Annotated in this window: 20 protein-coding genes and 1 pseudogene; 10 read left to right on the top strand and 11 right to left on the bottom strand. The window is 73.5% G+C overall.

From position 1 onward, the window contains the following. Positions 1-103 precede the first annotated feature (103 nt). Together ABT263_RS02585 and ABT263_RS02580 are read right to left on the bottom strand one after the other, a co-directional pair. Positions 104-1,099, bottom strand: coding sequence for an alpha/beta hydrolase (locus ABT263_RS02585; protein ID WP_352286731.1), 996 nt, complete (start codon positions 1,097-1,099; stop codon positions 104-106). 30 nt (positions 1,100-1,129) lie between these two features. Further along, positions 1,130-2,197, bottom strand: coding sequence for an alcohol dehydrogenase catalytic domain-containing protein (locus tag ABT263_RS02580; protein ID WP_352286728.1), 1,068 nt, complete (start codon positions 2,195-2,197; stop codon positions 1,130-1,132). Between the two features lie 164 nt (positions 2,198-2,361). Here ABT263_RS02580 and ABT263_RS02575 point away from each other — a divergent pair, with 164 nt between their 5' ends. After that, positions 2,362-2,967 carry a CGNR zinc finger domain-containing protein gene (locus tag ABT263_RS02575; RefSeq protein ID WP_352286725.1) on the top strand — a complete coding sequence of 202 codons (606 nt, stop codon included), beginning with the start codon at positions 2,362-2,364 and terminating at the stop codon, positions 2,965-2,967. A gap of 307 nt (positions 2,968-3,274) precedes the next feature. Here the strand turns inward: ABT263_RS02575 and ABT263_RS02570 are convergent, their stop codons facing one another. Continuing rightward, positions 3,275-3,586, bottom strand: a complete 312-nt coding sequence (locus tag ABT263_RS02570; protein ID WP_329485390.1) for an NIPSNAP family protein — start codon at positions 3,584-3,586, stop codon at positions 3,275-3,277. Between the two features lie 122 nt (positions 3,587-3,708). Here ABT263_RS02570 and ABT263_RS02565 point away from each other — a divergent pair. Continuing rightward, a pseudogene (locus ABT263_RS02565) lies at positions 3,709-3,888 on the top strand (hypothetical protein); the annotation flags it as partial. 248 nt (positions 3,889-4,136) lie between these two features. Further along, complete coding sequence (locus ABT263_RS02560) at positions 4,137-4,859, top strand: aspartate/glutamate racemase family protein (protein ID WP_352286722.1); 723 nt, start codon at positions 4,137-4,139, stop codon at positions 4,857-4,859. Between the two features lie 423 nt (positions 4,860-5,282). Here the strand turns inward: ABT263_RS02560 and ABT263_RS02555 are convergent, their stop codons facing one another. Then, a complete protein-coding gene (locus tag ABT263_RS02555) occupies positions 5,283-6,767 on the bottom strand; it encodes a tyrosinase family protein (RefSeq protein ID WP_352286720.1) in 1,485 nt (494 codons plus the stop codon). A gap of 205 nt (positions 6,768-6,972) precedes the next feature. Between ABT263_RS02555 and ABT263_RS02550 the strand changes: the two genes are divergently transcribed. Beyond that, positions 6,973-7,395, top strand: a complete 423-nt coding sequence (locus ABT263_RS02550; RefSeq protein ID WP_352286718.1) for a hypothetical protein — start codon at positions 6,973-6,975, stop codon at positions 7,393-7,395. Between the two features lie 23 nt (positions 7,396-7,418). Here the strand turns inward: ABT263_RS02550 and ABT263_RS02545 are convergent, their stop codons facing one another. The 3 genes from ABT263_RS02545 to ABT263_RS02535 form a co-directional block, all read right to left on the bottom strand. Beyond that, on the bottom strand, positions 7,419-8,048 hold the full coding sequence (locus ABT263_RS02545) for a DUF5134 domain-containing protein (protein ID WP_352286716.1): 630 nt from the start codon (positions 8,046-8,048) through the stop codon (positions 7,419-7,421). Positions 8,049-8,639: 591 nt separating this feature from the next. Then, positions 8,640-8,939, bottom strand: a complete 300-nt coding sequence (locus ABT263_RS02540) for a DUF4352 domain-containing protein (RefSeq protein WP_352286713.1) — start codon at positions 8,937-8,939, stop codon at positions 8,640-8,642. A gap of 21 nt (positions 8,940-8,960) precedes the next feature. Then, a complete protein-coding gene (locus tag ABT263_RS02535; RefSeq protein WP_352286711.1) occupies positions 8,961-9,221 on the bottom strand; it encodes a hypothetical protein in 261 nt (86 codons plus the stop codon). Between the two features lie 162 nt (positions 9,222-9,383). On the opposite strand from ABT263_RS02535, the gene ABT263_RS02530 reads away from it, so the two are divergent. After that, a complete protein-coding gene (locus ABT263_RS02530; RefSeq protein WP_352286709.1) occupies positions 9,384-10,391 on the top strand; it encodes a PI-PLC domain-containing protein in 1,008 nt (335 codons plus the stop codon). 78 nt (positions 10,392-10,469) lie between these two features. Here the strand turns inward: ABT263_RS02530 and ABT263_RS02525 are convergent, their stop codons facing one another. Both ABT263_RS02525 and ABT263_RS02520 read right to left on the bottom strand, forming a co-directional pair. Further along, on the bottom strand, positions 10,470-11,273 hold the full coding sequence (locus ABT263_RS02525) for a methyltransferase domain-containing protein (protein ID WP_352286706.1): 804 nt from the start codon (positions 11,271-11,273) through the stop codon (positions 10,470-10,472). Further along, positions 11,266-12,567 carry an MFS transporter gene (locus ABT263_RS02520; protein ID WP_352286703.1) on the bottom strand — a complete coding sequence of 434 codons (1,302 nt, stop codon included), beginning with the start codon at positions 12,565-12,567 and terminating at the stop codon, positions 11,266-11,268. The genes ABT263_RS02525 and ABT263_RS02520 overlap by 8 nt, the downstream gene beginning before the upstream one ends. Positions 12,568-12,674: 107 nt before the next feature. Here ABT263_RS02520 and ABT263_RS02515 point away from each other — a divergent pair, with 107 nt between their 5' ends. After that, positions 12,675-13,661, top strand: a complete 987-nt coding sequence (locus ABT263_RS02515; RefSeq protein ID WP_352286700.1) for an ArsR/SmtB family transcription factor — start codon at positions 12,675-12,677, stop codon at positions 13,659-13,661. Positions 13,662-13,716: 55 nt separating this feature from the next. On the opposite strand, the gene ABT263_RS02510 is transcribed toward ABT263_RS02515, so the two are convergent. Further along, positions 13,717-14,886 carry a serine hydrolase domain-containing protein gene (locus ABT263_RS02510; protein ID WP_352286698.1) on the bottom strand — a complete coding sequence of 390 codons (1,170 nt, stop codon included), beginning with the start codon at positions 14,884-14,886 and terminating at the stop codon, positions 13,717-13,719. Positions 14,887-15,153: 267 nt separating this feature from the next. On the opposite strand from ABT263_RS02510, the gene ABT263_RS02505 reads away from it, so the two are divergent. From ABT263_RS02505 to ABT263_RS02495, 3 genes are all read left to right on the top strand, one after another. After that, positions 15,154-15,654 (top strand): hypothetical protein, encoded by a 501-nt coding sequence (locus tag ABT263_RS02505; RefSeq protein WP_352286695.1) that lies wholly within the window; start codon positions 15,154-15,156, stop codon positions 15,652-15,654. Positions 15,655-15,845: 191 nt separating this feature from the next. Beyond that, a complete protein-coding gene (locus ABT263_RS38840; RefSeq protein WP_502885740.1) occupies positions 15,846-16,112 on the top strand; it encodes a hypothetical protein in 267 nt (88 codons plus the stop codon). Between the two features lie 197 nt (positions 16,113-16,309). Then, on the top strand, positions 16,310-17,557 hold the full coding sequence (locus ABT263_RS02495) for a serine hydrolase domain-containing protein (RefSeq protein ID WP_352286692.1): 1,248 nt from the start codon (positions 16,310-16,312) through the stop codon (positions 17,555-17,557). Positions 17,558-18,059: 502 nt separating this feature from the next. On the opposite strand, the gene ABT263_RS02490 is transcribed toward ABT263_RS02495, so the two are convergent. Then, positions 18,060-18,674 carry a TetR family transcriptional regulator gene (locus ABT263_RS02490; RefSeq protein ID WP_352286885.1) on the bottom strand — a complete coding sequence of 205 codons (615 nt, stop codon included), beginning with the start codon at positions 18,672-18,674 and terminating at the stop codon, positions 18,060-18,062. Positions 18,675-18,883: 209 nt separating this feature from the next. Here ABT263_RS02490 and ABT263_RS02485 point away from each other — a divergent pair, with 209 nt between their 5' ends. Beyond that, the gene (locus ABT263_RS02485; RefSeq protein WP_352286689.1) at positions 18,884-19,819 is read left to right on the top strand and encodes an oxidoreductase; all 936 of its coding nucleotides are present in this window, start codon (positions 18,884-18,886) and stop codon (positions 19,817-19,819) included. Positions 19,820-20,128: the final 309 nt, after the last annotated feature.

Here is a 20,128-nt window from a genome sequence, read left to right as displayed (position 1 = left end):
CACCACCACCCGGGCCGCTCGCCCTCACGACCACCGAGCCGCCGCCCACCGAGCCGCCGCCCACCGAGCCCGCGCCCCACCCCTGCCCCCGGCCCAGCCCCGGTCAGGCAGGGGTGCTGTGGAACTGGCGGGCGAGGTAGTTGGACCAGGTCTGGTGGAAGGTGGTGGCCAGTCGGGAGTCGGGGGCGAAGAGGTCGAAGGCGTGATACGCGCCGGGGTAGAGGTGGAGCTCGACGGGGACGCCGTGGGCGCGCAGCCGGGTGGCGTAGTCGAGATCCTCGTCGCGGAAGCAGTCGAGGTCACCGACGGCGATGAACGTGGGCGGCAGGGCGCCGAGGTCGGCGGCGCGGGAGGGGGCCGCGTACGGGCAGACGTCGTCGGTGCCGGCGCGGTCGCCCAGGATCGCCTTCCAGGCCAGCAGATTGGTCGAGCGGTCCCAGATGCCGATGTCGGTGATCTCGTGACTCGACGCGGTCCGGTTGCGGTCGTCGAGCATGGGATACGTAAAGGACTGGAACAGGGGCGCCGCGCCGCCGCGGTCACGGACCAGGAGGGTGGTGGCCGCCGCGATGCCGCCGCCGCCGCTCTGGCCCGCGATGCCGATTCTGGCGCTGTCCAGACCCAGGGCGTCCGCCTCGCGGCCGAGCCACTGGTAGGCGGTGAAGCCGTCCTCGGCGGCGCCGGGGGCGGGTGTCTCCGGAGCGAGCCGGTAGTCGACCACGGCGACGGCACAGCCGAGGCTCGCGCCCAGCCGCTTGAGCCACGGGTCGTCCTGGGCGGCGAAGCCGAGCACCTGCCCGCCGCCGTGGAACCAGAGCAGCACCGGCAGCGGTCCCGGCGCGGCCGTCGGCCGCAGCAGGCGTACCGGCACGTCGGGGCCGTCCGCCCGGCTCACGAGATGCTCCTCGACGGTGACGGACCGGTCGCCGGGCAGGCTGTCGGCGGCCGACTCGGCCTGGGCCCGGAACGCCGCGCGCGTCGCGGCGAGGTCCGTCAGGTCGAACGCGCCGTTGGGGGTCATGGGGACGCCGTCGAGGGCCAGGCTCAGCTCCCGGTCCATCAGCTGACGGGAAACGGGCATGGTGGCGCGTACGTTCATGGTGGTGCCTACTTTCAGGGGGGGGAGGGATCAGGGACGGAACGCGTCGATGACGACCACACCGGTGGGCCCGTACGTCTCCAGGGACTCCAGGACCCCGCTCGCCTCGTGGAGGCCGACGGTGCGCGAGACGATGCGGCCGGGGCTGAGGCGGCCGGCGGCGATCATGTTCAGCATCGTGCCGAAGCGCTGGCCCTGCATGCCGAAGGCGCTCAGGAACTCCAGCTCCTTGACCATCATGACGTCGATCGGCAGCGCGACCTCCCCCCTCTCCGCGGCCGTGGTGTGGCCGAGTTGGAGGTGGCGGCCGCGGGTGCGCAGGGACAGCACAGAGTTCCGGCAGGCGGCGGCGATGCCCACGGCGTCGACCGACACGTGTGCGCCACCACCGGTGAGGGTCCGCACCGCCTCGGCGGGGTCGTCCGCCGCCGCGTTGACGGTGTGGACCGCGCCGAGCGCTCGGGCGGCGTCCAGCTTCTCCTCGGTGATGTCGATCGCGATGACGTTGGCTCCGGTGGCCGCGGCGATCTCCACCGTCGACAGCCCCATGCCGCCCCCGGCCCCGTACACCGCGACCCACTCACCGCCGCGGACCCGCGCCTGGTCGACGACCCCGTGGAAGGCCGTCATGTAGCGGCAGGCCAGCGCGGCGACGTCCACGAAGCCGACGCCCTCCGGCACCGCGACCAGGTTGACGTCGGCGAAGCGGACCATGACGTACTCGGCGAAGGCGCCCCAGTAGGACACCCCGGGAACGAGCGAGTCCACGTGCTCGCAGACGTGCTGGTTGCCGCTGCGGCACATCTCGCACGAGCCCTCGCCGGGATTCATCGGGAAGATGACGCGGTCCCCCTCCCGCCACCCCCGCACCTCGCGGCCGACCTCCACGACGGTGCCCGCGAACTCGTGGCCGAGGACGAACGGGGCCTCGACCCGCGGGCCGCCCGTCCAGAACTCGCCGGCCCACAGGGCCCAGTCGGTCCGGCAGATGCCGTTCGCGCCGACGCGGAGGATCGCGCCGTCCGGCGGGCAGACGGGATCGGGCACGTCGCGGAGGACGAGCGGCTGGTGGAGTTCCTCGATGACTGCGGCACGCATGGCGCGGCCTCCTCGTGCGATGGAGAGATGTGGCGGGGTGCGGAGAGATGTGGCGGGGTGCGGCGGACAACGGAGCACGTTCGACGCCGTGTCCACCGGTTCAAGCGGTGGACCAGAAGCTAGCCGCTTGTCCGGAACCGTGTCAACCGCTTAAAGTGGTGGACATGGATGACAAGGACGGCCGCGCCGGACGCCAGCGCGCCAAGGCCGACTTCCGCTTCGACGACGCGCGGCTGTGCTTCGCCTTCGCCGGCACCCTGGCCGACCGCGGCACGGACACGCCCTTCGAACGACTGGCCCGGCCCGAGGACTTGAGCCGCTGGGCGGTGCAGAGCGCCTGCGCGACGACGCCGCCCCCCTGCACCGAGGCCGACCTGGGCCGGGCCAGGCACCTGCGCGAGGCGATCCAGCGGACCGGCCGCGCCCTGGCGGACACCGTCCCGCCCGCCCCCGAGGACATCGCGCTCGTCAATCGCGCCGCCGCCGAACCGGCCTCGGTCCCCGAGCTCGCCCCCGACGGGAGCACCGTGCGCTGGCACGGCGACGCGGTCACCTCGGTGCTCTCGATGGTCGCCCGGGATCTGATCGACCTCTGCGCGTCCGACCACCGCACCCGGGTCCGCATCTGCGGGAACCCCGACTGCGGCGTCCCCTTCGTCGACGCCTCCCGCGCGGGCGCCCGCCGCTGGTGCTCGATGAAGACCTGCGGCGCCCTCGTCAAGAAGCGCGCCTACCGGGCCAGGCTGCACACACCCACCGACGGCGCCTGAACGGTGCTCGCCCCGGGGCGCGGGCGCGCCGACGGCCCCGCGCGCACCGGGCGGGCCGTCGGCCGCCCGGGTCACCATCTGTCCGGCTCCGCTGCCGGACACATCCGCTCCGCGGCACCGGATCCCCGTCCCGGTCGCGCCCCCGGGGCGCCCCGGGGCCGTCGCGTGCCGTCCCGACCCGGTCCGGCGCCAGGCGACGCCGGACCGGACGCACGGGTGTGATCACCGTGCCGGACGTGCGGTCGGTCCGCCGGCTGCCCCGAGAGCCCCGGCGTCCGGGGCAGCCGGTCCAAGCCCCTGCCCCGGCCTAGGAGGTGACGTCCAGCGGGCGCAGGAAACGGCGCTCGTACCGCTTGATGCAGCCGGTGCTCCGGGCCAGTTCGAAGGCGGCCTGGCACTCCGGGTCGGTCATGCTGTCCGTGCGGTACCGCTCGTACGCGGCGAAGCCGGGAAAGGAGAAGAGGGCGTAGGCGATGTCGCTGTCTCCCTCGCTCGGCAGGAAGTAGCCGTGGTGCGTCCCGCCGAACCGGTTGACGAGCCCGACCCAGCGGCGGCCGTACTCCTCGAAGTCCGCCAGCTTGTCGGCGTCGATCTCGTACTTCAGATGAATGGTGATCATGCCCCCATGAAAGCGGCCGCGCCGACCCGAACGCAACGGGCGGCGAGGTCCTCGACCAGATCGAAGCGCCCCCCCACGAGCTGGAGGTGCCGGCCTACGCCCGATGGCCCGGAATCGGCCGACGACTCGGTCCGTCCGATCGGGTGCGCTGGCAAGTGAACTACCGCTTCAGCAGCGCGGCGGGGATGCAGGACTGGTCGTACTGGCTGGACACCTTCAACATCGCCTACGGCCCTGCGGACGCCGACGTGTTCCTGTCGGCACCGCCCGTCCTCGTCGACGAGTGCGGGCCGCTGCGCTAGCGCCAACGCGTCGCTCCGCCGTCTGACCTGCGGCGCAGCCGGTGCGGCCGGGTGACGGCGGGCGGCGGGGGGCTCCGCCGTCGAGGCACCCAGGTGCGGTGTTGTCATGTCCCCCGGCCCCTTTGCCTCGGACGCTTCACGACAGCCAAGGGAAGCTTATACATCAGCGTCTGCCATGCTGGATTCCTTATGGCGAGGCATCGCGCGGCGGCCGCGGTGCCGCTCGGAGTCGATGTGAGGGTGTGGCGATGCGGACGATCGGCCTGATCGGTGGGATGAGCTGGGAGTCGACGGCGGAGTACTACCGGTTGTTGAACGAGTTCACGCGGGAGCGCCTCGGCGGACTCCACTCGGCGCGGTGCGTGATCTATTCGGTGGACTTCGCGGAGATCGAGCGGTTGCAGGTGCAGGGCCATTGGACGGAGGCCGGCGAGATCCTGGCCGCGGCCGCCCGGGCGCTTGAGGCGGCCGGCGCGGACATGGTGCTGATCTGCACCAACACCATGCACAAGGTCGCGGACCGGGTCGAGGCGGCGGTCTCCATTCCGCTGCTGCACCTGGCCGACGCCACCGCGACGGCCGTGCGGGCGTCGGGCCTGCGCCGGGTCGGTCTCCTGGGCACCGCGTTCACCATGGAGCAGGACTTCTACCGGGGCCGGCTCGAAGCCGGCGGACTCGATGTGCGCGTCCCGGACGCCGACGGGCGCGCGATCGTCCACCGCGTCATCTACCAGGAGCTCTGCCTGGGCGTCGTGCGGGAGGAGTCACGCGCCGCCTACCGGAAGGTCATCACGGACCTGGTGGCCGACGGTGCGGAGGGGATCATTCTCGGCTGTACCGAGATCGAGCTCCTCATCAGTTCCGAGGACAGCCCCGTCCCGGTCTTCCCCACCGCGCGACTCCACGCGGCGGCCGCCGTGCACGCGGCGCTGTCCGGCACCCGGCACGGGGGACCCACCGCATCCCGCTGACCACCGCCGAGACGGAGTGCGGAGCTCGCGGGCGGGATTCCCCCCGCGCAAAGACGAGCGAACGAACGACGACACACGGGACCTTCAACACCCCTTCGCTGAAGAGACGTTCGCCGCCGACGTGGCCCGGGCCCGGGCGGCGGCCGACACGTGCCGGGCGAAGGCGGGGGACGGGCTGGCGCACATCACCACCCGCAACACGGCACGGGACATCGACGTCGTCCGGGCGGCGCCGGGGGAACCGAAGATCTCCTGCTTCGGGCACGCGTACGGCATCGGGCGCCCCGACCGCGGCGGGGGCGCGCGAGCACCTCGGCCACACGGCGGCCGAGGTGCTCGGGCAACTCGCGCAGCTTTCCGCGTCAGCACGATCCACGCGCCGAGGCGCACCCGCCGGGGCTCCCGGGACGGGGACGGGGACGATCAGATGCTGGTGAGGCTGACGCTCTCGAAGCTGGGCTGCGGGATGTTCGTCGCCGGCTGCGGGATGGACGGCACGATCGAGACGGTGAGCGGACCGTCCGGCATCAGCCCCTGGTCCTTGAGGCGTTGGACCTGCTCGGTGACGTCGTAGCTGGCGTCGTGCCCGCCGGCGCCGGCCATGCCGAAGAAGGAGATCCAGCCGACGAAGTAGGGGCCCTCCGGGTCGAGGTCGCCGCCGGGGCCGTTGAGGAAGACGTGGAACGGCGTCCCGGGCGGGATCTCGGTGTACACGTCGTGCACGGTGAGGATGAGGTTGGTCTGCGGCTCGTCGCGGGCGGCGAGCGAGCGCATGGCGCCCTCGACGCCGCTGGGTTCCAGGGACACCGTGGTCGCCGCCCGGACGTCGAGCGGCTGCCGGGGGTTGGCGACGGAGGCCGCCAGGACCCGCTCGCCCGCCCGTGGGGCCTGGACCGGCGGCAGGATCACCGGCCGGGTGCCCGACCCGTCGGTCAACGACTCGTACGCGTAGTCGCGCGCGTCGTCCATGACCACCTTGCTGGTGGGCCGTTCCTCCTGTCCGTTCCCGTCGAAGAAGATGAACTCGTGGTCCAGCCAGGACGTGTGGTCCGGGTTCTGGTTGCCCTTGTCCAGCCAGCCCGACCAGAGCCGGTCGAGGTTGGCGTGGTGCAGCCAGAAGATCGGATCGCGGGCGGAGCCCTCCACCCGGCCCATCCAGCCGCCCACACCACCGTGGACCTGGTTGTGCGGGACGTTCTCCAGCTCGCCGAAGCCGGACTGGAAGTGGGGCATGACGGTGTAGCTGACCTCGCTGCCGAAGGTCGGCTGGACCGCTGACAGCCTCTTCGTGGCAGCGAAGATCGTCGCGCTCATCGCCCTGAAGGGGTTGAGGTCCACGTAGGGGAGGACCTGATGGGCGGCGTTCTTGTCCTTGGCTCGATGCGGGGCGGCCCAGAACTCCGCCTCGGTTGTCGGTTCCAGGTCGTCCCGGAGGCAGAGCGGGTTGTCGACGGTCAGGGTGGTGCCGCCCGGGCGGTCCGGCATCTTCGGGCTGCGGAAGGCCGCCGGGAGCGCGCGCGTCGTGAAGGTCGGGGGCGGGCCGGCGGTGGGTGGGTCCAGCGCGTAGTCCCAGTACGGCAGGGCCCAGGTGGTGGACGGGTCGGGCGTGATGTGCTCCTCGGCGGCGATCTCCTTGATGGCCGCCCGGATGATCCGCTCGAAGTACCAGAGGTAGCCCCGGTGCCACGGCAGGAAGAACCAGCCTCCGTGCGGACACTGGCTGAAGGCCTCGTGCGTCTGCGTGACGGTGGGCGGGATGCCGTGGATGCACCCCTGGAAGACCCAGCTCGTCGGGTCGGTGGCGGATCGCTGCTGCATCCTTCCGACGGCGCGGGCGTACCAGTACAGCACCGGATCCCACTCGGCCATCTTGCTGGCGTCTCTTCGTATGAACGTTCCGTTCGACATGTCACTCCTAGGGTGGGCCGGGCGCCCTGGCCGGGCGGCCCGGATTCCCGGGGCGGCCGCGGCCGCCCCGTGGTGCTTCGTCCACAAGCCTTCGAGGAGGTGAACCGGGCCCGCTGTCCGGACGAGCAGCGGTGGGCGGCACGGGGCGCCCGCAGGACCCTGGAACGAGGTGCTCGATCCGCCTCACCCGTCCAGGAGGGACGCCATGAACGTCAGCGCTCTGACCGGCACGTACACCTACCGGAGCTTCCTCGAACGGCCCGATCCCGTCGACGACTTCAATGTCCTGCGGTTCGCCCAGGCGACGCTGCGGCTCACGGCCGAACCGGACGGCGCCCTCCACGGTGAACTGATCCTCTCGGATCCGGGGGAGGAACCGGCTTTGATCATGGATATGGTCGGCCGGGCGGAGGACTCGCCCCGCCTCCCGTTCACCTTGAGCGGCCGGGGCCGACCGCCCGTCGCGGACCTCCACTACGAGTACGACGGCGTCGTCCTGCGCCACTGGGAGACCGGGATCGACCAGCGGATGGTCCTGGCCGGGGCGGTGCTGCGCGCGGAGCCGCACTCGGGTGGCCCCGCCGGGCAGACCGCGAGCTTCCTGGCGGTGCGCCGCGACGGTGCGTGACCCGGTCACCGGACGGCCCGCAGTCAACTCATGCCGAGCAGCATGTAGGCCATGCCGATCGACATCACCGTGCGCCGCGCGGCGACCAGGTCGGGTGAGGTCAGGGCGGCCGGTCCGCGGACACGGGCCGGCCGCCCTGCCGGTCGTTCCCCCCGCGGGCGGCCCCCGGCGGCCGGGCGCGGCAGGAGCGTGCCCGCGCCGCGGGCCGCGTGGACCAGGAAGTAGGCGACCAGCGCCAGGAGGACCCACTCCGGCACCGGGGCATGGCTGCCACCGGTGTGGCCGGCGCCCGCGTGGTGCTGCGCCGGTGCCATCAGCAGCACCAGGGCGGCCATCACCGCCGCGCTGAGGATGTGGTGCGGATAGTGACGCAGGGCGCCGATCGGGGCCGAGCGGTGGTGACGGCCCATCCGCCCCGCCAGCAGGAGCGCCGGCCAGGCCGCGGCCGCGGCGAGCAGGGCGGCCCACAGGACTCGCGGCAACGGGTCCGCCGCCGGTGCCACCATGGCGACCATGGCGAGGGCCGTCACGAACTCGATCGGCTCCAGCCGGCGGTCCGGGCAGCCGCGCCCCGCGGCGGCGAGGGCGCAGTGGACCGCACACCAGCCGGTCAGCGCGATCAGCAGGGCGGTGGCGATCACGGGCTCTTGCACGGGAGACCCCCGTTCCATGGCCGTACCCCTCATCTCCACGGTAGGTCGCGGTGCGGCGGGGCGCACGGGGAAACCGGACCGCCCGGCCGGCGGTCACCGCCGGTCCCCTCGACCGTGGGAACAGGGAGTGACCGGGGCTGCGACGCGGTTGAACTGACGGAGCGTCATCGACTACGGAGCGTTGCCCGGCCACCGGTTCCCGGCCCTGGCGCGCGGGCACACTCGCAGTCGAGCGGCGACACCACGGACGGCCACGACCGAGCAGGTGAGGATGCCCGCACCCAGCCGGGCGAGACGCGCACCAGTGCACGCCCACCGGTCGGCAGCGCGAGCAGGCGAGGGCACCGGCGACGGCGTCGTCCGGGCGCGGTGGCGGGCCGACCCGAGGACGTCGTCGAGGTTGGGCGACCTCCTCACTGTGACGATCGTCGACGTGGATCTGGAGCGGCACCGCATCGCGCTCTTCGCGCTCGACCGGCGCCCGCGAGGGATCGCCGGAGGGCCCGTGACGGGAGCAGCCCCCGTCGCGGGGTGCGTCGGGTCAGCTGGGCGGACCCGAGAAGACGACGCCCTTGCGCAGCAGGCCGGTCCCTAGTCGAACTCGACGGTGAACGGGTCGGCCGCGCCTTTCGGCAGGGCGTAGGCGGACAGGCCCACGGCCTCCTGGCCGGGCGCGAGAGAACCGCTGAGGAGCTCCAGCCGTCCGCTGCCGTCCGTCAGCGAGAGGACGAGATTGCCCTTGGCGTTCTTCACGATGGGCGTCCCCGATCCGTAGAGCGAGAGGTCCGTGGCCCCGGTGTTGACGACCGTGATCCTCACCTGGACGATCCTGGCGTCCTTGAGCGGATCGAAGACCGCCGAACTCGGGACGTACGGCTCCGTCCTGGCCATCGTGACCTTCAACCCGTCGCCCTAGGTGCAGGACTGGCCGAACGACAGGTGGCGGGCCTTCTCCTTCGCGGCGGCCTTTTCCCGTTCGGCCTCGATCCGCTGCCGTCCGGCCTCGATCCGCCTCCGCTCGGTCCCGATCCGGTCCTTCTCCTTCGCCGCCCGCTCCTCGGCGGCCCTGGTCAGCGCGTCCGCACGAGCGCGCGCGGCCGCCTCCTCCGCCCGCTGCTCCTGGTGGACGGCCCGCACCTCGGCGGCCACGAACTTACCGGTGTCCGGCGACACGCCCGACGCCGCCCGGCGTATCGCGCACGACGCGGCCGCCCCCTCGGAGCCAGTCGATACCCGCACAGCAAGTCCGTGCACGAAGTTGGCCGAGAAGACACTCCCCCTTCATTGTCGTGCACGGGACAATTGGGCCGGATCCCGCACAGGAAGGACCTACCGATGAAGCTGTCCGTCCGCCGCTCCCTCCGCGCCACGGCCGCGGCCCTGGCCGCGCTGCTCGCGCTGGCCACACCCGCCCTCGCGGCCCCCACCACGACCGCCGCTCCGGCCGCCCCCGCGGCCTCGGCCGCCGACCAGCGCCAGGCCATCTACGCCATCGCGCACCGGGTCGACACCCTGGACGGCGTGGACGCCGCGCTCAACCACGGCGCCAACGCGATCGAGATCGACGTCTGCGCGTGGTGGAACCCGAACGAATGGCGTGCCTACCACGACTGTTCCTCGGCCGGTGAGAACCGACTGGGCCCCAGCTTCGACAGCATGATCGACCGCATCCTCTCCAACGCCAACGCGGGACGCCGGCTCGCCCTGGTCTGGCTGGACATCAAGGACCCGAACTACTGCGGGGAGCAGCCGAACCGTACGTGCAGCGTCGCCGGGCTGCGTGACAAGGCGCAGCGGCTGACGGCCGCCGGGATCCAGGTGCTCTACGGCTTCTTCGAGTACCACGGCGGCAGCACCCCGGACGTCGGCGGCCGGGGCTGGCAGAGCCTGGCGGGCAGGCTCGGCCCGCTGGAGGGCATCACCTCGACCGGGACCCGCGACCAGGTCCAGGGCGCCTTCAACCGGTCCGGCAACGGGTTCCCGGCCGGGCACCGGGCGATGGACTACGGCGACTCCGACATCACCAAGGGGTTCGGCAACTGCACGGAACCCACCTACAACACCTGCGCGGAGCTGAAGAAGGGCGCCGGTGACCGGGCCGCCGGGCGGCTCGCGGCCACGCTGTCCTGGACGACCACGTACAACGACCCGTGGTACGTCGACAAGCTCCTCGGCGACGCCCGCGTGGACGGCATCATCGCCGGCTACGGCGCCTTCACCGGGGTGCGCGAGTACGACAACAGCTGGCAGTGCGCCAACGCCGTCAACCTGGTTCGTGACTGGGTGAACCGCCACAGCGGCACCCACCGGATGGCCAACTCCGGCGACCGCCTCTTCCGGTAGCGGGACCGTCGCGGCCGGGAGCCCCCTGTCCGGCGACCGGCGCCGCCCGTGGACCGGTCCGACAGCCGTCGGGCGGGACTACGGGCGGCGTCCCCATGCGGAGATCATCGGAGCGGTGGCGAGGTCGAGCCGCCCGGTGGCGACGTTGGCCAGGTGCCGGTCGATCTCCTCGTCGGTGGCGAGCCCGTGCTCGACCAGACGGTGGCGGATCTGCCGCACCGTCGCGTCCTCCAGTACGGCGCACGCCGGTGAGGTGATCGGGAAGTACGCGTCGGCCCGCACGTCCTCCAGGCCGGCTTCGCGCAGCACCCTGGGCAGGGTCCGCCCGTAGGCGAGGTCCGCGCCGCGCGCCGCCATCAGGGTGCGGAACCCCGCGCGCAAGCGGTTGGCGAGCCGCTGTTCGGGGCCGGACTCGTCCGGGCAGAGCAGCGGCTGCAACGCGGGGTCGGCGTCCTCCAGGAGCAGCCGGCCACCGGGGCGCAGCGCGCTGACCATCCTGCGCAGGGCCTCGGCGCGGTCGGCGACGTGCACCAGGACCAGCCGGGCGTGCACCAGGTCGAAGCCGCCGGGCGGCGGTGGATCGGCCGCCACGTCGTGGACCAGCACCTCGATCGCGCCGCCGGCGATGTCCCTGGTCCAGCCGACGTCGAGGTCGGTGGCGACCACCGCCCCGGTCGGGCCGACGCGTTCGGCCAGCCCGAGGGGGACGGACGGTCCGCCGGCGCCGACCTCCCAGCACCGCATGCCGGGACCGATGCCGATCCGGTCGACGTGCCGGAACGTCACCTGGTCGAACAGCTCGGCGAGGGCGCCGAAGCGAACGCCCGCCTCGGCCTGCTTGTTGTCCAGCAGGTAGCCGTGGTCGGTGCCGTGCTCACTCATGGGGCGATTCTGGCACCTGCACCGGCACCGCGCACCGGCCTCCGGCCGGGAGGCCGGTGGGTTCGCCGGTGGAGTGCGCCGCGATCGGTCCGGCCGCTCCGGCGGCCCGGTCCGTCCCGCGCCGCCGGAGCGGCGTCGCCAGGTGGCGGGCCAGCGCGAGGACGGCGAGGAGCGCCACCAGGGCGCAGACGGCCGGCCAGCCTGCGAGGCCGTAGACGCGGACACCGAGCCAGGAGCCGGCGCTGCCGCCGAGGTAACCGCAGGTCATGTAGGCGGTGTTGAGCCTGGAGCGGGCGTCGGGGCGCAGCTCGTAGACCCGGGTCTTGTTGGCGATCATGCCGGACTGCATCGCGACGTCGAGCAGGAGCGTGCCGAGGACGAGGACCGCCAGCCCGGGTGTGCCGCCCCAGCCGCCCGCCGCGAGGACCGCCGCCGCGCCGAGGGTGCCGAGCAGGGCGGCCAGGTTCACCGGGTCGGAGCCCCGCCGGTCGACGTGGCGACCCGCGAGCGGGGTGCAGACCATGGTCGCCGCGCCGACCAACGCCAGCATCCCGACCGCCTGGGCGCCCAGCCCGTAGGCCGGTTCGGCGAGCAGCAGCGGCAGGCAGGTCCAGACGGCCGAGAAGCCGGCGAAGACCGTCGCCTGGTAGAAGCAGGAGCGGCGCAGCTCCGGTTCGGCGCGCAGCAGCCGCAGCGGTTCGGCGAGCAGCGCGGGGTACGGCTGCCGGGTGGGCGGCGCGGTGGCGGCGGTCCCGTCCGGCAGGGCGCGCGCCAGCACCGCCGCGAGTGCCAGCACCAGCGCGCCGGCCACCAGGTACGGGGCCCGCCACCCGAGCCACTCGCCGAGCGCGCCGCCGAAGGTACGGGCCAGCAACATGCCGCCGATGGAGCCGCTCAGCAGGGTGCCGAGCACCGCGCCGCGCCGGTCGGCGGGCACCATCCCGGCCGCCATCGGGGAGATGATCTGCGCGGCGACCGTGGTGGCGCCGACGAAGGCTCCGGCGGCCACCAGGGCCGGCAGGGTGGGGGCGCAGGCTGCCGCCAGCAGCCCGACACCGCTGAGGGTGAGCAGGGTGACGAGCAGCGGCCGGTTGGGGAGCCGGTCGCCGAGCGGCACCAACAGGAAGATCCCGACCGTGTAACCGATCTGGACCGCGGTCACCACGAGCGTGGCGGAATCGACCGATGTGCCGAGCCCGGCGGCGATCAGTGGGGTGATCGCCTGCGGGAAGTAGAGGTTGCCCACGCCGAAGGCACAGGTCAGCGAGAGGAGCAGGAGAAGGCGGCGGCTCATCCCACCTCACCGCCGAGGGCGACGGTGGCCGGGTTCGCTTCAGGTGTCATGCGGGGCAGTCCACGGCACCCGGGTGGCCGCCGCCAAGGGATGTAGCGTGGGGCTTCATGGTCGTCAGCTTCGAACTGGGCGTCGAGGATCTCGCGGACACCCGCTTCGCCCTCTCGCCCCTGCACGAGGCCGTGGTGAGTCTGCGGGTGCTCCGCGAGCCCGGCCTCGCCGCGCTCCACCTGCCGTGGCGGCGGTCGGTCCTCCCCCGTCTGGCCGGGCCGGACACCGAGTTGCTGCTCTCCGTGGTCTCCGCACGGCGCACCCTGCCCGACTTCCTGACCCCGCGCCCGGAGGGCTTCGCCCCGCCCTTCGAGGAGGAGCTGGCCGTCGTCCGCCGGACCGCTCCGGAGGTCGTCCGGGCCGACCTGCTGGCCACCCACGCGCCGGACCGGCTCCCCGCACCCCTCCTGGGGGCCCGCTCGGACCCCGCGCGGCTTCGGGACGCGCTCTGCGACGCCCTGGAGCGGTACTGGGAGCTGGCCGTACGGCCGAGCTGGCCCCGGATGCGGCTCCTCCTGGAGGCCGACATGACCTACCGGGCACGCCGGCTGGCCGTCGGAGGCGCCCGTCTGCTCTTCGCCGACATGCATCCCTTCCTGCGTTGGGAGAACGGGGTGCTGCGCATCGCCGACATGATCAGCCGCCACCACGTCGCCGTCTCGGGGCGCGGTCTGCTGCTGGTGCCGTCCGTCTTCGCCCACAAGCCGGCGCCCCCGCTCAGCCCGGACGGCGCGCCGGCCCTCTCCTACCCGTGCCGCGGTGTGGCGACCCTCTGGTCCCGGGAGCCCGCGCCCGATGCTCCGGCGCTGGCGGCGCTGGTGGGCCCGCCCAAGGCGCGGCTGCTCGCCCTCCTCGACGAGCCCCTGGCGGGAGTCGAACTCGCCCGCCGCCTGCACGTCTCCCCCAGCGCCGTCTCCCAGCACCTGCGCGTCCTGCACGCGACCGGCCTGGTGGCCCGTGCCCGAGACGGCCGCCAAGTCCTCTACCGCCGCAGCCACCTCGGGGACCAACTGCTCGGCTCCCCCGATCCGCCCGGGCCGTAGCACCGACCGCCCGGCCCCGGGGGTGACGGGAGGTCGACTCCGAGCTGTCGGGGCATCAGCCGCACAGGGCGGCCGTCTGCGCCTCCATCAGTCCCGTACTCCGCGGGACGGGCGGCGCGCCCTTGAGGTCGGCCCCGAGGTCGTAGAGGTTGACGGCCAGGACGAGCTGCCGTTCACCGTTGACGGTGGTGAGGGACACGCTCGTGTAGCCGGGGCCGCCGCCGTCCGTCGCCCAGGTACCGACCTGCCTGGTGTCCGGCTCGGTGCCGCACGCCACGTCCCGGCGCTGCACGCCGAGTCCGTAGGCCGGTTTGTCGGGGAAGTCGACCGTGGTCAGGAGTTCGCGCTGCTGGGCGGGGCGCAGCAACCTGCCGGCGAACAGGGCCCGGTGGAACCGGGCCAGGTCGTCGACGGTGGAGATCATGGCGCCGGCGGTCCAGTCGTACGACGGGCTGAACCGGGTGACATCGTGCCCCGCGAGGTCGTAGCCGTGCAGATGGGGGCCGTGGATGTCGGGGTCGGTCACCGGGAAGGAGGTGTCCTTGAGGCCGAGCGGCGCGATGATCCGCCGCTGGATCTCGGAGGGCGCACTGCGATGGGTGACCGCCTCGATGACCAGCCCGGCGAGCAGGTAGTTGGTGTTGGAGTACGCCCAGTCGGTGCCGGGGGCGAAGAGCGGCGCGTGCCGGACGGCCAGCGCGACCACCTCCCGCGGGGTGTAGACGTGGTCCCGGTCGTGGTGTTCCAGGTAGGGGGCGAAGAACGCCGGCTCGGTCGTGGGGTCGTAGATGCCCGAGGTGTGGTTGAGCAGTTGGCGGACGGTCACGGCCGCGCCGTCGTTGCCGTTCCCCCGGACCGTGCCCGGCAGCCACTTCTCCACGCTGTCGTCGAGGGAGAGCCGCCCCTCGCCCTCCAGTTGCAGCAGCACCGTCGACACGAACGACTTCGTGTTGCTGGCGATCCGGAAGCGCTGGTCGGGCCGGGCCCGCTCGCCGCTCGCGGTGTCGGCGAGCCCGGCCGCCGCGCGGGACTCCCGCTCGCCGTTCCGGGTGTACGCCACGACACCCGGGAACCCGTCCGCGACCGTCTGTTCCAGGGCCGCCCTGAGGCCGGCCGGTGGGGCCGCCGGGCGGTCCGCCGCGGCCGCGGCCCCCGGGAGGATGCCCGCTGCCGCCACCACGCACATCCCCACCCACACGGCCGCGGCCCCCGTACGTACCTTCATTGGTTGCTCCTGTCCTCGTTGCCCGTGTTCGTCCTGACTCATCGTGCCGGGCCGCCGCACCGGCTGCCCATCCCGCTGACGTCCGTGTCGGTACGGGGGTTGTCCCCACCCCGCACCCTCCGGTTCGCTCCATAGCCCGTTCGAGGGGATCCGGAGCAGGTCGGGGTAGGCACCGCGCGGAACGGGGAAGGCAGCCGCCGTGTCCACCGGGACACGGGCGCACCGCTCGTGCGTCCGCCCACCACCCCACCAGGCATCGGGAACGTGATGACGAACATCGACCGCAGGCACGCCCTGCGCGTGGCATCCGCGGCAGCAGTCGGCATGGGTGCGACCCTCGGCGCGACCGGGACCGCCCGGGCGAGCCGGCGGGCCTCGACCCTGAACCTGAAGGGCAGGCGAGCGGCGGCCGACATCCCGGGCGTCCTCACCGCCGGCGCACCGTACTTCGTCCACTACGAACTCCGCGACACCGACGACAATCCGGTCGGCACCGAGAGCGCGCACAGCCTGCCCATCACCGTCGGGCCGACCGGGTCCCTCGTCCTGGCCACCGTGGCGCTGCGCCTCACCGACGGGATGCTCACCGCCGCCGGTGCCTTCGAGCGGCCGCTTCCGGCGGTGACCGAGGTGGCGCTGGGCTACCAGCCGTGGTCCCACACCTTCGCGATCACCGGCGGGACGGGCGACTACACCGGCGCCTCCGGCGAGCTCCGGATCGACCACCTCAGCCGCGACGACTCCGCCCTCACCGTCACCCTGACCTGAACCCGAACCCGGTCCGGCCCGAGGGCCCCACGGCCCCCGGAGTCGCCAACCGGCCTTCCGAGCGCGGGTTTTGGGCTTGCCGGTCCATTGTGAGCCGCCTAACGTGCTGACCGTTCCCTCACGAAGAAGCCCTGCAGAGAGGCGGCACCCTGCACGCGATCCGGATCGAGAAGCACGGCGGCCCCGAGGTCATGCACTGGACCGAGCTGCCCGACCCCACCCCCGCCCCCGGCGAGGCACTGGTACGCCTGGGGGTCGCCGGGGTCAACTCCATGGACATCGGTGCGGCCCGGGTGATCGACGACCAGCAGCCGGAGCTCGGCTCCCTCACCTCGTGGGCCGCCTGGCAGCGGTGGCGCGACAAGGTCGTCGCCCGCTACCGCGCCCAGGGCACCGACTGTCCGCTGCACACCGCCCTCGCCCAGCCGGGCCCGGCCACCGACGCCACGCGGATGTGATTGTCCATCTACAGGAACGCGGCAACCGCAGCTGGGCGGCGGACAACCCGGATTGGCCGCGGACAGGGCAGCGGTACCGGTGGGCGGTGCCGCACGTACGCGGGGAGGACGCCGGCGGCGGGCCCGACGGGTGACGCCCGCGCGGGTCGAGGGCCGATAGGGCGGGGCACCGGGGCTCCCGTGCCGATACTGCGGGGATGAGACCCTCCCGCCGGACCTCCCTGCTGTGCCTCGCCGCAGCCACCGTGCTCGTCGCCCTCAGCGCCCCGGTCACGACCGCCAGTGGTGCGGCCGGAACCGCCGGCCACCACCGACCGTGCGTCAGCTCCGCCGCCCCCACCGAGGGCGCCGCGCTCGACGTGCTGCGGATCGCCGAGCAGGCCAAGACGGAGATGGACCTCAAGTCCGTGATCCTGCGGGTCACCGTCGACGGCCGCGAACTCCTCACCTCCGCCCTCGGCGAGTCGATGACCGGGGTCCCCGCCGAGCCCGCGATGCACTTCCGCAACGGCAACATCGCGATCAGCTACCTGGGCACCGCACTCCTGCGGCTGGTCGACGACGGCAAGGTCCGCCTCGACGACCCGATCGGCCGCTGGCTGCCCGACCTCCCGCACGACTACGGCGACCGGATGACCCTGCGGATGCTCGGCGCCTCCACCACCGGCCTCGTCGACTACGTCACCAGCCCCGGCTTCGGCGAGACGGTCTACGCGGACCCGTTCCGCCAGTGGACCCCCGAGGAACTGGTGGGCATCTCCACCGGCCAGGACCTCTGGTACGAGCCGGGGACCAACTGGAGCTACTCGCACGCCAACTTCGTCCTGCTCGGCGCCGCGCTGGAGAAGATCACCGGCACCCGGCTGGACGTCCTGCTGCAGCAGCTGGTCACCGGCCCGCTCGGACTGCACGAGACCAGCAACAGCTTCACGCCCGACATCCCGACACCGGTCCTGCACGCCTTCACCTCCGATCGCGGCACCTACGAGGAGTCCACCTTCTGGAACCCCTCGTGGACCACCGCGCCCGGCGCGGTGGAGACCACCGACATCTGCGACCTGGCCCGCTCGGCCGTCGGCCTCGGCTCGGGCGAACTGCTCTCCCCGTCCTCCTACCGGGAGTTCCTCAACCCGGGGACGGTGGGCCTGGGCACGCCGACCGAGAAGTGCCCCGCCACGGTCTGCATCGCGCAGACCCCGGCCACCCACTACGGGATGGGCGTGCTCGTGCTGAACGAATGGATCTCCCAGCACCCGCTGTTCTTCGGCTACTCGGCCTCGCAGAACTACCTCCCGTGCGAGCACCTGGCCATCGCCGTCTCCACCACCGACGGCCCCACCGCCACCGACGGCCCCACCGCCCCCGGCGGCCACAGCGCCCACACCATCGCCCAGCGCGTCGCCGCCGCACTCGCCCCCGACCACCCCATCCCCGACTTCGGCTGAGGACGTGTCGGGCCCGGTCGACCGGCGCGCGCCGGTCCGGGTGGGCGACCGTCCGCGGTCCGGGGTTCGACGGGTGACCGGATGACCGCTGACAGGGCGAAGGGCCTGTCCCTCCGGAGAGAGGGGCAGGCCCTTCGCCCTACCAGGTGGAACGCCCACGGCAGCGTGCGGGTACGTCAGTTGCCCTGCGTCGCGTCGGAGTCGGCCTGCGTGCCGGCGCTCTCGGCGGCATCCGCCTTCGGCTGCGTCTCCTGGGCCGGGCCGTCGTTCGCCGTGGCGGCGGCACTGCCGGGCGGGCCGGCGTGGTCGGGGCCGTGGGCGGCACCTGCGGGGCCGGGTAGCGCGGGCGGTCGCGCACGCCCTGTGCGCCGTCGAGGGTGGGCGTCCGGGAGAAGTCGAACAGGACACCCTTGATCATGCCCGCGATCCCCGCCGCACCCGCGGGCCGGACGCAAGCCCGTGGGCACGCCCGGGCACCGCGACCGTCGCGGTCCGGACGTCCTCACGCCCGCGAAGCCCCGACCGCGTCGAGGGCCGGGGCCAGGACGGCGAAGGCGTGGTCGATCAGCGCGGCCGGGTCCTCGGTGCCGTCGCTGTCGCTCCATCGGCGGAGCACCGTGTCGAAGGCGGACAGTGCCATCCCCGCCGCGAGGGGCGGGTACATCGCGGTGGCGGGATCGAGCCCGAGTCGGGCGGCCAGCTCGGACGCCAGCTCGTCGCGCCACTGCGCCTGCCGTTCCAGGAAGCGGCCGAGCAGCGCGGGCGTCCGCACGATCAGCTGCACCACGCGCAGGGCGCGGTCACCGTGGCCGGCGTGGTCCGGGCCGTCGGCGCAGGCGGCGAGCGTGGTCCAGACCGCGTGACGGAGCGCCACGGAGGGCGGTTCCGCGGCGGGGCGGGCGGCGAGTTCGGCGCACATCCCGGGGCCGAGATCGGCCAGCACCTGGACGACCACGTCCTCCTTCGAGGCGAAGTACCGGAAGAACGTCCGCTTGGACACTCCGGCGGTGACCGCGATCTCGTCGATCGTGACGGCCTCGAAGCCGTTCTCCGCCAGCAGGAGCAGAGCCGCCTCGGCCAACTCGGCGGCGACGAGCCGGCGTTTGCGCTCGGCCATGGTCAGACCGGGGCGGGCGGCGGGACCGGACCGGCCGGCGGGCCGGGTGGGTTCGGGACGGTCCGGGGCGGGGCGGTCCGGGGCGGGGCGGTCCGGGGCAGGGCGGTCCGGGGCAGGGCGGGAGGTCACCGGCTCATGGTAGCGCGATGCCCTGGGCGGCACTCGGGCGCATCTTGACACCTAGTGACAGCAACGTCAGCATGTGCCGCATGACTGAACATCAGAAGTGGACCGCCGAGCAGATCCCGGACCAGACCGGGAGGCTCTTCGTCGTCACCGGCGCCACCAGCGGCCTCGGCCTGGCCACCGCCCGCGCGCTGTCCCACCGCGGTGGCCACGTCGTGCTGGCGGTGCGCGACGAGGAGAAGGGCCGGCGGGTGGTCGCGGAGCTGCGCGCCGACCAGCCAGGCGCACGACTGGAGGTGCGCCGGCTGGACCTCGCCGACCTCGCCTCGGTCCGCGCCTTCGCCGCCGGCCTGCGCGCCGACCACGGCCGGCTGGACGTCCTCGTCAACAACGCCGGCGTCATGGCGCCGCCACGCACCTTGAGCGCCCAGGGCCACGAGCTGCAGTTCGCCGCCCATCACCTCGGCCACTTCGCCCTCACCGGCCTGCTCCTCGACCTGCTCGCCGAGGGCCGCGACCCCCGGGTGGTCACCGTCACCTCCCTCAACCACCGGCGCGGGCGGATCCGCTTCGACGACCTCGCCGGTGAGCGGCACTACGCGCCGATGGCCTTCTACAACCAGTCCAAGCTCGCCAACGCGGTCTTCGGCCGGCAACTGCACCTGCGGCTGACCGCCGCCGGGAGCCCGGTGCGCAGCCTGCTCGCCCACCCCGGTTTCAGCGCCACCGACATCGTCACCGGCACACCGACCGCCCTGTACCGCTTCCTCTTCGGCCGGCTGGCCCGGCCGCTCGGCCAGCACCCCGACCGCGGCGCACTCCCCCAGCTCTACGCGGCGACCCGGCCGGGACTGGCGAGCGGTGAGTTCATCGGCCCGAGCGGCCTTGGGGAACTGCGCGGCGCCCCGGTTCGGGTCGCACTCGCACCCGCCGCGGCCGACGCCGAGACCGGGCGCCGGCTCTGGGAGCTGTCCGAGCGGCTGACCGAGGTCCGGTACGGGCTCCCGGACGCCGGCTGAAGGGCCGTCAGCACTCCTGACAGGGCAGCCGGTCGACGAAGGGACTCCATGGTGGACCTCCGGACACCTCGACCGAGGACTGGGGGCCGGGGAGGCCGGGGAGGCCGGGGAGGCCGGGGAGGCCGGGGAGGCCGGGGAGGCCGGGGAGGCCGGGAGGCCGGGGAGGCCGGGAGGCCGGGGAGGCCGGGAGGCCGGGGAGGCCGGGAGGCCGGGGAGGCCGGGAGGCCGGGAGGCCGGGGAGGCCGGGAGGCCGGGAGGCCGGGGAGGCCGGGGAGGCCGGGGAGGCCGGGAGGAGCGTTACGGCAAACC

It is taken from the genome of Kitasatospora sp. NPDC001603, assembly GCF_040298365.1.
In the GTDB taxonomy this organism is placed as follows: domain Bacteria; phylum Actinomycetota; class Actinomycetes; order Streptomycetales; family Streptomycetaceae; genus Kitasatospora.
This window is presented reverse-complemented; position numbering and strand designations above follow the sequence as displayed.

Bases quoted from the DNA above. Each gene is read 5' to 3' on its own strand.
- ABT263_RS02585 (WP_352286731.1), bottom strand. From the start codon at position 1,099: ATGAACGTACGCGCCACCATGCCCGTTTCCCGTCAGCTGATGGACCGG.
- ABT263_RS02580 (WP_352286728.1), bottom strand. From the start codon at position 2,197: ATGCGTGCCGCAGTCATCGAGGAACTCCACCAGCCGCTCGTCCTCCGC.
- ABT263_RS02575 (WP_352286725.1), top strand. From the start codon at position 2,362: ATGGATGACAAGGACGGCCGCGCCGGACGCCAGCGCGCCAAGGCCGAC.
- ABT263_RS02570 (WP_329485390.1), bottom strand. From the start codon at position 3,586: ATGATCACCATTCATCTGAAGTACGAGATCGACGCCGACAAGCTGGCG.
- ABT263_RS02560 (WP_352286722.1), top strand. From the start codon at position 4,137: ATGCGGACGATCGGCCTGATCGGTGGGATGAGCTGGGAGTCGACGGCG.
- ABT263_RS02555 (WP_352286720.1), bottom strand. From the start codon at position 6,767: ATGTCGAACGGAACGTTCATACGAAGAGACGCCAGCAAGATGGCCGAG.
- ABT263_RS02550 (WP_352286718.1), top strand. From the start codon at position 6,973: ATGAACGTCAGCGCTCTGACCGGCACGTACACCTACCGGAGCTTCCTC.
- ABT263_RS02540 (WP_352286713.1), bottom strand. From the start codon at position 8,939: ATGGCCAGGACGGAGCCGTACGTCCCGAGTTCGGCGGTCTTCGATCCG.
- ABT263_RS02530 (WP_352286709.1), top strand. From the start codon at position 9,384: ATGAAGCTGTCCGTCCGCCGCTCCCTCCGCGCCACGGCCGCGGCCCTG.
- ABT263_RS02525 (WP_352286706.1), bottom strand. From the start codon at position 11,273: ATGAGTGAGCACGGCACCGACCACGGCTACCTGCTGGACAACAAGCAG.
- ABT263_RS02520 (WP_352286703.1), bottom strand. From the start codon at position 12,567: ATGAGCCGCCGCCTTCTCCTGCTCCTCTCGCTGACCTGTGCCTTCGGC.
- ABT263_RS02515 (WP_352286700.1), top strand. From the start codon at position 12,675: ATGGTCGTCAGCTTCGAACTGGGCGTCGAGGATCTCGCGGACACCCGC.
- ABT263_RS02510 (WP_352286698.1), bottom strand. From the start codon at position 14,886: ATGAAGGTACGTACGGGGGCCGCGGCCGTGTGGGTGGGGATGTGCGTG.
- ABT263_RS02505 (WP_352286695.1), top strand. From the start codon at position 15,154: ATGACGAACATCGACCGCAGGCACGCCCTGCGCGTGGCATCCGCGGCA.
- ABT263_RS38840 (WP_502885740.1), top strand. From the start codon at position 15,846: ATGCACTGGACCGAGCTGCCCGACCCCACCCCCGCCCCCGGCGAGGCA.
- ABT263_RS02495 (WP_352286692.1), top strand. From the start codon at position 16,310: ATGAGACCCTCCCGCCGGACCTCCCTGCTGTGCCTCGCCGCAGCCACC.
- ABT263_RS02490 (WP_352286885.1), bottom strand. From the start codon at position 18,674: ATGGCCGAGCGCAAACGCCGGCTCGTCGCCGCCGAGTTGGCCGAGGCG.
- ABT263_RS02485 (WP_352286689.1), top strand. From the start codon at position 18,884: ATGACTGAACATCAGAAGTGGACCGCCGAGCAGATCCCGGACCAGACC.